11 protein-coding genes are annotated in these 14,495 nt (G+C 38.6%); all 11 read left to right on the forward strand.

Features of this window, described 5'->3' with window-relative positions; translation table 11 throughout:
* Positions 1–88: 88 nt before the first annotated feature.
* The 11 genes from BC751_RS11015 (at position 89) to BC751_RS11070 (ending at position 14,491) form a co-directional block, all read left to right on the forward strand.
* The gene (locus BC751_RS11015) at positions 89–2,515 is read left to right on the forward strand and encodes a penicillin acylase family protein (protein ID WP_130275576.1); all 2,427 of its coding nucleotides are present in this window, start codon (positions 89–91) and stop codon (positions 2,513–2,515) included.
* Positions 2,516–2,518: 3 nt separating this feature from the next.
* Positions 2,519–2,893, forward strand: coding sequence for a hypothetical protein (locus tag BC751_RS11020; protein WP_130275577.1), 375 nt, complete (start codon positions 2,519–2,521; stop codon positions 2,891–2,893).
* A 977-nt stretch (positions 2,894–3,870) separates the two neighbouring features.
* The gene (locus BC751_RS11030) at positions 3,871–4,383 is read left to right on the forward strand and encodes an ArsR family transcriptional regulator (protein WP_130275578.1); all 513 of its coding nucleotides are present in this window, start codon (positions 3,871–3,873) and stop codon (positions 4,381–4,383) included.
* 188 nt (positions 4,384–4,571) lie between these two features.
* Positions 4,572–4,955, forward strand: coding sequence for a GxxExxY protein (locus tag BC751_RS11035; RefSeq protein WP_130275579.1), 384 nt, complete (start codon positions 4,572–4,574; stop codon positions 4,953–4,955).
* A gap of 120 nt (positions 4,956–5,075) precedes the next feature.
* Entirely contained in the window at positions 5,076–7,670 is a 2,595-nt protein-coding gene (locus BC751_RS11040; protein ID WP_130275580.1) for an SLBB domain-containing protein, read from the forward strand.
* Between the two features lie 251 nt (positions 7,671–7,921).
* A complete protein-coding gene (locus tag BC751_RS11045) occupies positions 7,922–9,037 on the forward strand; it encodes a Wzz/FepE/Etk N-terminal domain-containing protein (protein WP_130275581.1) in 1,116 nt (371 codons plus the stop codon).
* A gap of 136 nt (positions 9,038–9,173) precedes the next feature.
* Positions 9,174–10,484 (forward strand): nucleotide sugar dehydrogenase, encoded by a 1,311-nt coding sequence (locus BC751_RS11050; protein WP_130275582.1) that lies wholly within the window; start codon positions 9,174–9,176, stop codon positions 10,482–10,484.
* Complete coding sequence (locus tag BC751_RS11055; protein WP_242617441.1) at positions 10,471–11,622, forward strand: DegT/DnrJ/EryC1/StrS family aminotransferase; 1,152 nt, start codon at positions 10,471–10,473, stop codon at positions 11,620–11,622. Before BC751_RS11050 ends, BC751_RS11055 begins: the two co-directional genes overlap by 14 nt.
* Positions 11,619–12,194 (forward strand): acyltransferase, encoded by a 576-nt coding sequence (locus tag BC751_RS11060; RefSeq protein WP_130275583.1) that lies wholly within the window; start codon positions 11,619–11,621, stop codon positions 12,192–12,194. Before BC751_RS11055 ends, BC751_RS11060 begins: the two co-directional genes overlap by 4 nt.
* A 1-nt stretch (position 12,195) precedes the next feature.
* Positions 12,196–13,161 (forward strand): Gfo/Idh/MocA family protein, encoded by a 966-nt coding sequence (locus BC751_RS11065; RefSeq protein WP_130275584.1) that lies wholly within the window; start codon positions 12,196–12,198, stop codon positions 13,159–13,161.
* A 61-nt stretch (positions 13,162–13,222) separates the two neighbouring features.
* A complete protein-coding gene (locus BC751_RS11070) occupies positions 13,223–14,491 on the forward strand; it encodes a lipopolysaccharide biosynthesis protein (RefSeq protein ID WP_130275585.1) in 1,269 nt (422 codons plus the stop codon).
* Positions 14,492–14,495: the final 4 nt, after the last annotated feature.

Here is a 14,495-nt window from a genome sequence, read left to right on the forward strand (position 1 = left end):
GTTTATTGGAATTTTTAGTACCTATAATATGTGAATTTTAACTATTTACATCTAAATTGACGGCACCTATTTCCACTTCGAATCACCTATGAGATACATTGCTTTCTTTTTGAGTCTGATCATCACGGTCGGTTTGGCAGTTCTGCTTTCCATTCAGGTAGGAACAGTACCTCCGTTGGGCCTTTTATTGGATCCCAATCATGGCTTTTGGCAGAATGCCTACAGTGAAGATATGATTGCCAAAGAAACTATCAAACTGAATAACCTTAAAGAGCCAGTTCGGGTAGTGTACGATGAGCACCTGATACCCCATGTTTTTGCTCAAAATGAAGTAGATCTTTACAGGGTTCAGGGCTATGTTACTGCCCAGCACAGGTTATGGCAGATGGAATTTCAAACCATGGCGGCAGCTGGAAGGATTTCTGAGATTGTCGGTCCGGTTGCCATTGAATTGGATAGAATGACCAGGAGAAAAGGATTAGCTTACAGTGCAGAGCAGGCAGTTCAATATATCAAAAACACAGATCCTGAAATTTATACCTTGATTGAGGCCTATACGGATGGGGTGAATCAATACATCGATGGCTTATCCAGCGCAAGACTTCCCCTCGAGTACAAGATTTTGGCCTATAGGCCGGAAAATTGGTCAGTTTATAAGTCACTTCTTTTGCTCAAATATATGGCGGACATGCTTGTGGGGGATAAGGATCTGGAATATACCAATATGCGGCAAACGATAGGGGATACCTTGTTGGACAAGTTATATCCTTTGTTTCCTGAAGATAATGATCCCGTTATTGAAGCGGAAAGGGTGTGGGATTTTGAACCCATTCCCGTTAAAAAACCGGAGGGAATCACTTATCCGGATGATAAAATTCTCCTTAAGACCCTTCCTCAACCTGAACCAGGAGTCGGATCCAATAACTGGGCGGTGGCTCCTGGGAAGACCAGAAATGGTGCAGCTATTTTGGCAAATGATCCTCACCTGAGTCTCAACTTGCCATCCTTATGGTATGCCATGCAGCTTTCAACCCCGCAACATACAGTCAAAGGAGCAACCCTTCCTGGGGCTTTGGGCATTATATCGGGTTTCAATGAAAATATCGCCTGGGGTGTTACCAATGCCACCCGGGATACAAGGGATTGGTATTCCATCCAATTCAAAGATGAAAGCCGAACCGAATACCTCTATAACGACAGATGGATCCAGAGTACCTTCCGTGTGGAAGAAATCAAAGTGAAAGGAAAACCGTCTTTTATGGACACCGTGGTCTATACCCACCATGGTCCTGTAGTTTTTGACAGGACCTTTAGGGGAGATCGTCAGGATATCAATTTTGCATTGAAGTGGACAGCTCATTTGGAATCCAATGAACAGAAGACATTCCTCTTGTTGAATAAAGGGAAAAACCACGATGATTATCTTTCTGCCCTAAATTTCTTTACTTCGCCGGCCCAGAATTTTGTATTTGCTTCCCGCACAGGTGATATAGCCATGAAGGTGCAGGGGAGATTTCCATTAAAGTGGGAAGGACAAGGCAAGTTTTTGATGGATGGTAACAATCCGGCTTTTGAGTGGCAGGGTTACATTCCTTTTGAGCAGAACCCGTCCACATTTAATCCTGAACGTGGATTTGTTTCCTCTGCCAATCAGCACAGTACATCGCCCAGCTACCCGTATTACATGTTCGATGATAGCTTTGAGCATTACCGTAACAGAAGGCTGAATAATATTCTGAGGGAATCTGAAAATATTACCATAGATGATATGAAGCGGTTGCAGTTTGACCAATTTCATCTACATGCCTCCGAGGCATTGCCGGTCATGTTGCACTTGTTGGAGAAAAGTGGGGGTGTAGAAGATTTTGGAGAAGAAGGGGGTAAATATTTGGAACAACTGATCCAATGGAATTATTATACCTTTCCCAATCAGGAGGAACCCGCTTTGTTTCAGACATGGTGGAAGCATTTGTATAAATTGATTTGGTCCCAATGGGAAAATGATTCTATTCCGGTAGTACTCCCGAATAAATACCAAACAGTTAAGTTGCTTTATAATGAACCAGAAAGTCAACTGTTTGACATGCCTAATACTCCGAAAACAGAAGTGGCGATGGATTTGGTCAGACAAAGTTTCGGAGAAATGGTCAAAGAGATCAAAGATTGGGAAGAGAATAAAGGGAGTTACGATTGGGCAGCCTTTAAGGGTACCAGGATCATGCATCTGGTACCAAATTTTGAATCTTTCAGTAGGAGAAATATTTACACAGGAGGCTACAGCGGAATTTTAAATGCGACAAGTGAACGGCACGGGGCCAGTTGGAGGTATGTAGTGGAAATGGGGGACAAGATTACTGCTTTTGGGATTTATCCTGGTGGGCAGTCCGGGAATCCTGGAAGCAAATATTATGATAATTTTATCAAGATCTGGGCAAATGGGGATTATGTCAATTTCAATTTGAGAAAAACCACAGATAACCAAGAAGTACTATTTGTATCCACATTCACTAATTAAATTATGCAAAAGTTTTTGATTTTATTCGTACTCACTGCTTTGGTAGTCTATGTTTTGGGAGGTTTCCTGCCTTATTGGGGTCTGATGTTGGCTTTGGCTTTGATAGCCTTTTTTGTAGGTGCTGGAGCAGGTTCTTCCTTTTTAGCATGTGGTTTTTCTTTTGCACTGGTGTGGTTTCTGATGGTGATCAGGATTTTGGTTGTGACCAGTTCGGCATTGCCTCAGCAAATGGCGGATTTGATGGGTTTGAAAAATGATAACCTTTTATGGTTTGCCACGGCTCTGCTTGGTTTTTTAATTGGGGGTTTTTCAGGCATGACAGGCTCCTTGTTCAAAAAGCTCTTTGAAAAAAAATATGAGGGGGTGTATAGGAGGTGATTGGGAAATGAAAAGTGAGATTTCGAAAGTGGGATTTCGGGGAGAAGATCAAAGAAGGAGGGGCCAATGCAAAAGTAAAAAGGAAAAAGGAGGATTTGGCTCAGTGAGTTTGGGTGTCTGGTTTTGTTGACGAGGAGGATTTTTTGAAGCGCTAATTACGCGAATTTCACTAATTAACAAGCTTTTAAATTTGTTAGGGATCTAGATTTTTTTCTGTAATCATACCTGCATGAGTTAATGAAATTAGGCGCGGAGCTTTTAGGATCGAGCGTTAAGAAAAGATCTTGTAGATCTTTTTAGTGGGGGGCCAGGATGAAGGGCAGGATGGAACGCTGATGACGCAGATTTGGCTGATAGTCGCAGACAAAAAACTTCGCTTTTTGAAGGAACCACAGATGAATGAGGATGAACGCCGATAAAAGCTGCACTTTTGGTCACTCGAAGATTAAGATTTGGAAAATGAACGAAACCAGCCTAGTAGGGGCTGAACTTTCAATTGCCCGGGCTCTAAAGATATGGCTTTTCGGGGGTGAAGGCTTAGGGTGTTAGGTGATCATCATGTCCACCGAATCGGCGCACATATCTGCTGAAAAAATGAATTGTCCCACGCGGAAGATAAGGGACAAAATAAGAAGAGGGAAAAGAAAAAGGCAAAAAAGTGGGATTTCGAAATTTGGATTTCGAAGATGAGTTGCTGTTTGAGGGGTATCGGTTTTCAAAAAATACCCTGTTTAGGGTATTTACAAGTAATTCCCCTCTTTTTAAATTTGTAATGGGTGATTCAAACAACTTTTTAAAGTCAGCTTTTCATAGAAAAATGTGGGGGAAATTCTTTTGGCGTTTGTTTTTTACCCCCACCTTGTTATCCCGGATCCTGAATAATTGCAGTTTAAAAAAAGAGAAAAAAATATGTTAAAACCCTTTGCATATTTTATCTAAGCGAGTACTTTTGTTGCTCAGTTAGGCAAGGCTTTTTCATGCTGGATTATTTAATTACATCCAAGACCAGACTCAGACTTTTGATCAAGTTTTTTAGCAATCCTAAAAATCAGGGACACCTGCGTGGATTGGCGGAAGAATTTGGTGAGTCAACCAATTCCATCAGGAAAGAGCTGAATCACCTGTCAGAGGCAGGTTTGTTGTTGAAGATAGCCGATAACAACAAGATAGATTATAAAGCCAATACAGAACATCCGTTATTTTCAAATTTGCATGACCTGATCCAAAAATATTTGGGTTTTGACAAGCTATTAGCTACAGTATTGGAGAGAATGGGGGATGTGAATGAGGTGGCTTTGGTAGGGGATTATGCCAGAGGGCTCCATACCGGAAGACTCAAGGTTCAGATAGCCGGAGAGGAAGTGAATGGGGAATATTTGGAGAGGCTTTCTGAGCGTATCAAAGAATTGATTGACAATGAGGTGGAGTTTCAGGTGACCGATCAGATCACCCATCCTGAAGCCTTGTTTTTGTACCAAAAATCCTGCTGATTCCGTCAGTAGGAAATTTGGGTTTCTTTTTTAATTCCTCCCTGCTAAGCACATGAAAATGTGACTGAGAGGGCGAAGCTGTAACCACGAATGCCTTAACCACGAATTTAATTAAACCACGAATTTCACGAATTTCACAAATAAGAATTAAGTCAAAATTATTTAAGGTGATAGCAAAGACTATCTAAATGATTTTTAAGAAGGAGACATATGATATTGTTGGGGTGGCAATGATTGTTCATAAAGAGTTGGGTGGTGGATTTGTGGAAAGTGTATATCAAGAAGCTTTTGGAATTGAATTGCTTGATCATAATATTCCATTTGAAAAAGAAGTAAAACTGCAAATTCAGTATAAAGGCAATTTACTTTCCAAATACTTCATAGCCGACTTTGTTTGTTACACCGATATATTGGTTGAGTTGAAATCCTCCGCTGCTATATCGGATGAGCACTATACCCAAGTTATCAATTACCTAAAAGCAACTAAAAAACCTCTAGGGCTTTTGTTAAACTTCGGTCCAAAGTCTCTTGAATTTAAAAGAGTGATTTTAGACCCTAATAGTAGAAGTTAATAATAAGCGGTTGAAGTCTCTCGCAGATAGTCCTAAATTCATAGAAAAAAATAGTGTAATTCGCGTAATTAGCGGTTAAAATAACCTTCTAGCATTTCGCGGTTAAATTTCATTCTCTCCATGAAAAAACTTCTTTTCGTTTTATTTCTTTTTACAGTTCAATTTGTGGCCCAGGGGCAGTCCCTTTCCGATATTCAGAATATCAAAGTCGACAACCTGTCCGACGCACAGATCGAGCAATTGATTAAAAGGGCAGAGGCTTCAGGCATGAATGAACAGCAAATGCTCAATATGGCAGCAGAGAGAGGGATGCCAGCTGGAGAAATTGCAAAATTAAGACAGAGAATTAATTCTTTACGTAGTGGTGGGGCAAGTTTGCAACAGCAACAAGGAAGTGGGAGAGCAGACCAATTGCGACAAGTACAAGGATTTGGGACCCAAGAAGACATTTTTGACTCATTAAGGAAGTCAGATCCTTATTATGATTTAAGTCCAACTCAAAAGAAAATTTTCGGATATAAACTTTTTCATAATCGCAACCTTACTTTTAATCCAAGCTTGAATGTGCCTACTCCTCAAGGTTATACCGTTGGGGCAGGAGATCAGTTGCTTATAGATGTTTATGGTGCTTCCCAACAATCCTATGATGTAACCGTCAATCCTGATGGAAGGATTTTTATTCCAAATGTAGGTCCGATTCAAGTAGGAGGGGCCACAATTGCTTCCGCGACGAGTAGGATAAGGACCGCTTTGACACGCATCTATTCAGGCTTGGGAAGCAGCAATCCCAGTACATTTTTGGATGTTCGATTGGGTAACATAAGGACTGTTTCCATTTCCTTAGTCGGAGAGCTGGTTCGCCCGGGGACTTATACCTTGCCTTCCTTTGCTTCACCTTTTAATGCCTTGTTTGCAGCAGGTGGACCTAATGAAAACGGTTCTTTTAGGCATATTCAGGTTTACAGGGACAGCAAGCTTTTGACCGAAATAGATGTTTATGAATTTTTAGTCAAAGGTGACTTTACTTCTCCTATTACCTTAAGGGATAACGATGTGATCATAGTACCTCCTGTACGTTCAAGAGTAGAGATTCAGGGACCTGTTAGAAGAGAAGGGCTGTTTGAAATCAAGCCTGGAGAGACAGTGGATCAATTGATTAATTTTGCAGGAGGATTTAGTAGTCAGGCTTATAGGGAGCGATTAACAGTGACCAGAAAGACTGGTACAGAACTACGTGTGGAGGATGTTGATGCTGGCAATTTTCAAGCATTTTATCCAAAGGATGGAGACGTAGTTAGGGTTGGGGAGATTCTGGACAGATTTCAAAACAGGGTTCAGGTTACCGGGGCCTTGATGAGACCTGGGGTGTTTGCACTCACGCCGGGAATGGGCATCAGGGATTTGGTTGAAAAAGCAGATGGATTGAGAGAGGATGCTTTTTTAAATAGGGCTACTTTGTACAGGACCAGGGGGGATTTTTCACTTGAAATTGTTCCTGTGGACATCAAAGCCATCATTAACGGAGAGGCAGAGGACATTGTACTGAGAAGGGAAGATGTACTTAACGTTCCGAGTATCTATGACCTTAGAGAGGAATATTATGTCAAAATTTCTGGGGAAGTGAATAATCCTGGGGCTTTTGCTTTTGGTGAAAATATGACCGTAGCGGACTTAGTCCTGAAAGCAGGTGGTTTTAAAGAATCTGCAACGGCTTCACAAATTGAAATCGCTAGAAGAGTAAAAAATGATATTTCCGGGAAACTAGCGGAAATCATACGCATTGATATTGATAAAGATTTAAGGATCAGTGGAGAAGGGAAAGATCTGGTCTTAAAGCCTTTTGATCATGTGATTGTAAGAAGAAGCCCTGGTTTTCAGCGGGAGAAAATGGTTCGTGTAGAAGGTGAAGTGTTTTTTCCAGGTGAATATGCTATTGCTAATGCAAATGAGCGTATTTCAGATTTGTTAAATAGAGCAGGAGGGTTAAATCAGTTCGCTTACGCCAAAGGGGCAACATTGATTCGAAGAAATGAGTTTTACAGTGCTCCAAGTGAGAATGAGCGGAAAGCACAAACATTGACGGAAGTAAAGAATAATGCCATCAAAGACACCAAGAACGACACAGAAGCTGAAAAAATCTTGCTTTCAAGAATAGATAAAAAGATCAATGAAAAAGGTGGTGATCAAGCCAACAAAAGAGGTGGATTAATATCCGATGATTTTAGAAAGGAAACCATTGAAGAAATCACAGAACAAGGCCTTAATGAACAAGTGAATATTCGAACGCAGGAGATGGTAGGCATCGATTTATTGGCTATTTTAACCAATCCCGGTGGAAGAAATGATTTGATTTTACAGGAAGGGGATGTCTTATCGATACCTAAAGAGTTGCAAACAGTTCGAATGAGAGGGGAAGTCCTTTACCCGAATACAGCTCGTTTCCGTGAAAATGCCACATTCAAGTCCTATATTTCTAAGGCAGGTGGATTCACAGAAAAGTCTAGAAGAGGACGCTCATACGTTGTTTATGCCAACGGAGATGTAAAGCGGACTACAAAGTTTTTATTCATCAATAATTATCCAGCAATAGAACCTGGAGCAGAAATCATTGTTCCTGCGAAACCAGAAAGAGAACCCTTATCTGCACAGGCGTGGATTGGCTTAGCAACTTCAATGGCCACTTTAGCTTTATTAATTAATAATTTAACAAGATAGGCCTGCTGCAAGGAAGAAACAAGAAGTAAGAAAATAGAAATATTTCTCCCTAACTTTTTATAAGCATCCATTAAATCCTGTTAATTGAGAGTTTTACGAGCCCAAAAATTAGGTACTAGGCGCTAGAAGTGAGACATAAAAAACTTGTTCAAAAAAGTAAGATTTAGTGTCAATTATTGCTTACCGCAAGCAGGAGAGGTTCAGCTTTGCCCTTTCGCCTTTTCCCTCGCACCTTTTTCCTACCAAAATAAATGACAGATAAAAATACCCCATCGCAACAACCCACCGTCAACGAAGACGAAATAGATCTGCTAGCCTTAGCTAAAACCCTTTGGATGAAACGCAAGACTATTATAGGGATTACAAGTGTCTTCGTGGTTTTAGGCTTGTTAGTAGCCATACTTTCCCCAAAAGAATTTACTGCTACTTCTGTTTTTGTTCCGCAAGTAGGAGAGTCCAATCGTGGGGGAGGTTCTTTAGGTGGCTTGGCTTCTTTAGCTGGGATTAACTTAGGTTCCATGGGTGGAGGTTCTGAAATCCCTCCCAGCTTGTATCCTAAGATTGTATCATCCGTGAATTTTAAACTGGCCCTTTTGGATGCACCAATAACGGTGGAAGGACTAGAAAAACCTGTTTCTTACAGAGAATACTATGAGTCTATATACAACCCCGGGATATTCGGCTATCTCAAACAATACAGTTTGGGATTACCGGGTTTAATTTTAAGGAGTTTAAAGGGTGATTCAGAGCATATAGTAAAAGATACCAATGATCAATTGATTCGGGTTACCCAAGAAGACTTTGAACATTTTAAAAGACTGGATAATCAGGTTTCAGTTACCCCCAACGATAAGGAAGGTTTTGTTTCATTGTCTTTTGTTTTACCAGAACCACTAATGGCTGCTCAGATGGCTCGTTTTGCGCAAGACTTATTACAAGAACAAGTGATAGCCTATAAAATCTCCAATGCGCAAGAACAGTTGAAGTTTACAGAAGGGCGATTTGAGGAAAAGAAAAAAGAATTTGAGGAGATCCAATCGAAGCTTGCAAATTTTAGAGACCGCAATCAAAATATTGCTTCTGCGGCTGTATTAAATCAACAGCAGCGCTTGGAAGCGGAGTATAATTTTGCTTTTAGCATCTACACAGAATTGGCTAAACAACTGGAGCATGCAAGAATACAGGTAGCTAAGGATACTCCTGTGTTTTCTGTAATTCAGCCGGTAACTGTTCCTGTAGAAAAGTCAGCACCCAAGCGGCCTTTGATTTTGGTCATATTTATTATTTTGGGAGGTATTATGGCTATTGGTTATGTATTTGGTGTGGAGTTTTTTAAGGGTGTGAAAGAACAGTGGGTTAATGTTTAGAAAATATCCACAAGAATGAAACTTAGGAATTACAAAAGAATCAAATTAATAATAAACTGTTTTGTTTTCAATTAATTACCATAAAAATGAGTTAGTTTAAATTTTTATGTAGTGTAAGAAATTTTAATAAACAACCATGATTAAACCAATTCTTGAATCTAAAATTGCAATTATAGGGCTTGGCTACGTGGGCTTACCTTTGGCGGTTGCTTTTGCTGAAAAATACAAAACCATAGGCTATGATATCGACTCCAAACGAGTAGAAGAACTTCAAAAAGGGCATGATAGAACTTTGGAGGTTGAAGATCAAGAACTCCAAAAAGTTTTGGTCAAAACTCCTGTGGAGCTGGAAGAAAAAGGAAAGGGATTACAAATAACAGATGCGGTACTACCCATTTCTTCATGCAATATTTATATTGTCACTGTTCCTACACCCACAGACAAACACAACCGACCGATTCTTACTCCCATGCTCAAAGCTTCGGAGGCCATTGGTAGGGTTTTAAAGAAGGGAGACGTGGTTATCTATGAATCTACAGTGTATCCCGGCGTGACTGAAGAGGAGTGCGTTCCGGTTTTGGAAAAGATTTCAGGTTTAAAATATAACGAAGACTTTTTCGCGGGTTACTCCCCGGAGCGCATCAATCCAGGGGATAAGGAACACACAGTCACCAAAATCCTTAAAGTAACTTCGGGCTCTACACCTGAGGTAGCCACTTATGTGGATGACTTGTATAGGTCAGTGATTATAGCAGGAACGCACAAGGCTTCCTCCATCAAAGTGGCTGAAGCTGCCAAGGTAATCGAAAATTCCCAAAGGGACATCAATATCGCCTTTGTCAATGAGCTTTCTAAAATTTTCAACCTACTCAATATCGATACTCAAGAAGTCTTGGAAGCAGCAGGAACCAAATGGAACTTCCTCCCTTTCAAACCAGGATTAGTTGGAGGCCATTGTATTGGTGTAGATCCTTTCTACTTAGCTCAAAAGGCACAGGAAGTAGGATACCATCCCGAGATTATCTTGGCGGGGAGAAGGCTTAATGACTCCATGGGCAAGCATGTGGCGACAGAGACTATCAAGCACATGATGAGAAAAGATCTCAAGGTAATAGATGCAAAAGTCCTAATCCTTGGTTTTACCTTCAAAGAAGATTGCCCTGATGTGAGAAACACCCGAGTGATTGACATCTACCAAGAGCTCAAATCCTTCGATATGGAGGTTGATGTTTATGACCCTTGGGCAGATCCTGCTGAAGTGATGCATGAATATGGAATTCAAATCGTCAATGGCAATACCAAAGCAAATCTCAACCAATATTCTGCCATCATCTTAGCAGTAGCACACAAAGAATTTAAATCTTGGGATTTAAAGAAATCAAATGAACAAGTGATTTTTGATGTGAAGGCTGCTTTACCAAAAAAAAATGTTGATGCAAGACTTTGAAAATATTATGGAAAACATTCAAATGGTCGATCTTAAGACCCAATATGAGAATATCAAAGAAGAAGTTAATAGTGCTATCCAAGAGGTTTTAAATCAAACAGCTTTTATTAATGGTCCACAGGTAAAGAAATTTGCAGCAGAATTAAAAGAGTACACTGGAGCTGGATATGTGATTCCATGTGCCAATGGAACAGATGCTCTTCAAATTGCTATGATGGCTTTAAATTTTAAGCCAGGTGATGAAGTAATCGTTCCTGCTTTTACCTATGTAGCTACTGTAGAAGTAATAGCTTTACTTGGGTTAAAACCTGTATTTATAGATGTTACTGAAGATACTTTCGAACTAGATACTACCCAATTAGAATCTAAGGTTACGGATAAGACAGTTGGTATTGTTACCGTACATTTATATGGCCAATGTTCTAATATGGAAGTGATATTAAATTTTGCTTCAAAGCATAACCTAAAAGTCATTGAAGATACAGCTCAGGCAATAGGTGCAGTCTACACTTTTTCAGATGGAAAAAAAATGCAAGCGGGTACCATGGGTGATATTGGTACTACATCTTTTTTCCCTTCAAAGAATTTAGGATGCTATGGAGATGGTGGGGCAATTTTCACCAATAATTCTGAGTTAGCTGAAAAAATCCAAATAATTGCCAATCATGGACAAAAAAGGAAGTACTATCATGATTCCATTGGTGTCAATTCTAGGCTAGACACATTACAGGCTGCTATTTTAAGTATTAAACTAAAATATTTGGATAAATATTCTAAAGCAAGGAATAAGGTCGCTGAAAGGTATGATGAAGCATTTCAAAATCATCCAAAAATCACTAAACCTGCAAGAGTCAAAAATTCAACACATGTTTTTCATCAATATACAGTTAGATTGAGTGAAAGCATCAATAGAGATTCATTTAAATCCTATTTAGCTGAAAAAGGGGTGCCATCAATGGTTTATTATCCTTTACCTCTTCATTTACAGAAAGCATATTTGGAATATGGGGGAATGGAAGGGCAATTCCCCATTTCTGAAAAATTATGCAATCAGGTGATTTCATTCCCAATCCACACTGAGATGGAACAAGAACAACAAGATTATATTATTGAACAAATTTTAAATTATTTCAAATGAAAACTTTTTTTGCACATGAAACAGCCGTAATTGATGAGGGCTGTGAAATTGGAGAGGGAACCAAAATCTGGCATTTTTCTCATATTATGTCCAATTGTAAGATTGGGGAAAATTGTAATCTAGGGCAAAATGTAGTGGTCTCACCGGAGGTTGTCTTGGGAAATAATGTAAAGGTTCAAAACAATGTATCTATTTACACAGGTGTGACTTGTGATGATGATGTTTTTTTAGGTCCTTCAATGGTCTTTACCAATGTTATTAATCCTAGATCAGCGGTAAATAGAAGATCAGAATATTTAAAAACCCATGTTGGCAAAGGTGCTTCAATTGGGGCTAATGCTACCATTGTTTGTGGGCATGATATAGGCAAATTTGCATTTATTGGTGCTGGTGCTGTAGTAACTAAGAATGTCCCTGATTATGCACTGGTTGTTGGGAATCCTTCAAAACAGATAGGCTGGATGAGTGAATATGGTCATAAACTAAGTTTTAATGAAGAAGGAATTGCTGTTTGTAAGGAAAGTGGAGAAAAATATTTGTTAAAAAATAATCAAGTCATAAAAATACAATAAGATGAAGAATTTTGCATTGATTGGAGCAGCCGGATATATAGCTCCTAGACATATGAGAGCGATTAAGGATACTGGGAATACACTTTTGGCGGCCTATGATAAATTTGATTCTGTTGGTGTGATGGATAGCCACTTTCCTGACGCCGATTTTTTTGTTGAATTCGAAAGGTTTGATAGGCATGTTGAAAAATTGAAAAGACAAAATCATAAAATAGATTATGTGAGTATTTGTTCACCAAATTATTTGCATGATGCTCATATTAGATTTGGTTTGAGAGTTGGTGCTGATGTGATTTGTGAAAAGCCATTGGTTTTGAACCCATGGAATATTGATGCTTTAAAGGAAGTTGAGAAAGAACATGGTAAAAAGGTATATAATATACTTCAGTTAAGGCTTCATCCTTCAATTATAGCTTTGAAAAAGAAAATTGAAGAAGGACCTAAAGATAAAGTGTATGATATAGACTTGGCGTATATTACGAGCAGGGGTCATTGGTATTACACATCCTGGAAAGGGGATGTAACCAAGTCTGGAGGAATAGCAACTAATATTGGTGTGCATTTTTATGATATGCTGACATGGATTTTTGGAAGTGTAAAAAAGAATGTTGTTCATATCCATACTCATGATAGGGCTGCCGGTTATTTTGAATTGGAAAAAGCCAGAGTTAGATGGTTTTTAAGTATCAATGCAGATACTTTACCAGAGAATGTTAAAGCCAAGGGAGGAAGAACTTACAGGTCTTTGACGATAGAAGGGGAAGAAATTGAATTTAGCGATGGTTTCACAGAACTTCATACCCATAGTTACCAACATATTTTGGATGGTCATGGCTTTGGTTTGGAAGAGGCCAGAAATTCCATTCAAATTGTACATGACATCAGGCACATGGATCCGATAGGATTGAATGGTGATTATCATCCACTAGCTGCAGGTAAATTAGGGAAGCATCCATTTAGTTTATAATTTAATTTGAATTTCATAAGTGGGCAGACAAATTAATTTTTAGTCTGCTCATTTTTTTATTATGAGTTTGTTCTCCAAATCGAAAAATCAATTTGTTAAAAATGTAATAACCCTAATGACGGGTACCAGTATTGCACAAGCAATTCCAATAGCTCTAAGTCCAATACTAACTCGAATATATTCGCCTGAAGACTTTGGATTATTTGCATTATACATGGGTTTGGCATCTGTTTTAATTGTGATTTCAACAGGCAGATATGAATTGGCTATTATGCTTCCTGAAAAGGAATCAGAAGCTGCGGATATTGTAAAATTATCAACTTTACTTGCCTTTATTTTTAGTTTTATAACTTTTGTTGTTATTATATTTTTTGGCAAGGAAATTTCTATTCTCCTAGGTAATGAGGAAATTCATTTTTGGTTATTTCTTCTCCCGATAAGTCTATTTGTAAATGGGTCATATCAAAGTTTAAATTATTGGTTCAACAGAAAAAAAGATTTTAAAAGATTAGCAAAAAACCGAGTCATGCAAAGCTCAATTACAGGTTTTAGCCAAACTTCTTTAGGGATTTTACAGGCAGGTGGATTTGGGCTTTTATTTGGAACTCTTTTGGGTCAAGCATTGACTCTTGGTTCACTTGTAAAAAAGATTCTTACCTTTGACTTTGGATATTTTCAAGATTTTGAATTAGTAAAAATTATTGGTTTAGCAAAAAGGTTTATTAATTTTCCTAAGTTTGATGTTCCCACAACATTGCTAAATGTTGGCGCTATGCATGCCCCTAATATTTTGTTCAGTTCTTTTTTTTCAGGTTCATATGCTGGGTTTTATTACCTTACTCAGAGAGTATTACAAGCTCCGATTACCTTAATTTCGACATCTGTTTTAGATGTTTTTAAAGAAGAGGCATCTAAAACATATCGAAATTCAGGTCAAGCCAAATCGATTTTTTTAAAAACATTTAAATGGCTTTTGATCATATCAATTGTACCTTCTATAATTCTGTTTTTTACAATACAAGATTTATTCTCATGGATTTTTGGGGCTGATTGGGAAATAGCTGGAGAGTATTCTAAAATTATGATACCTGCTTTAAGCATTCGTTTTATCGCAAACCCATTAAGTTTTATGATTTACATAGCTGAAAAACAGATTTGGAATCTTGTAACTATGATTGGTCTAGCTTTAGGGGTGTTTGTAAGTTTTTATTTTTCAGATGATCATTATCAAGTAATTTCCAATATATCAATCACCTATGTTTGTTATTATTTGACACATCTGTTTCTTGGAGCGTTATTTGCGGGGGTTTTTAGAGCATCAAAACAATAGTTAC

Origin of the sequence: Cecembia calidifontis, assembly GCF_004216715.1 — a bacterium.
Classification (GTDB): Bacteria; Bacteroidota; Bacteroidia; order Cytophagales; family Cyclobacteriaceae; genus Cecembia_A; species Cecembia_A calidifontis.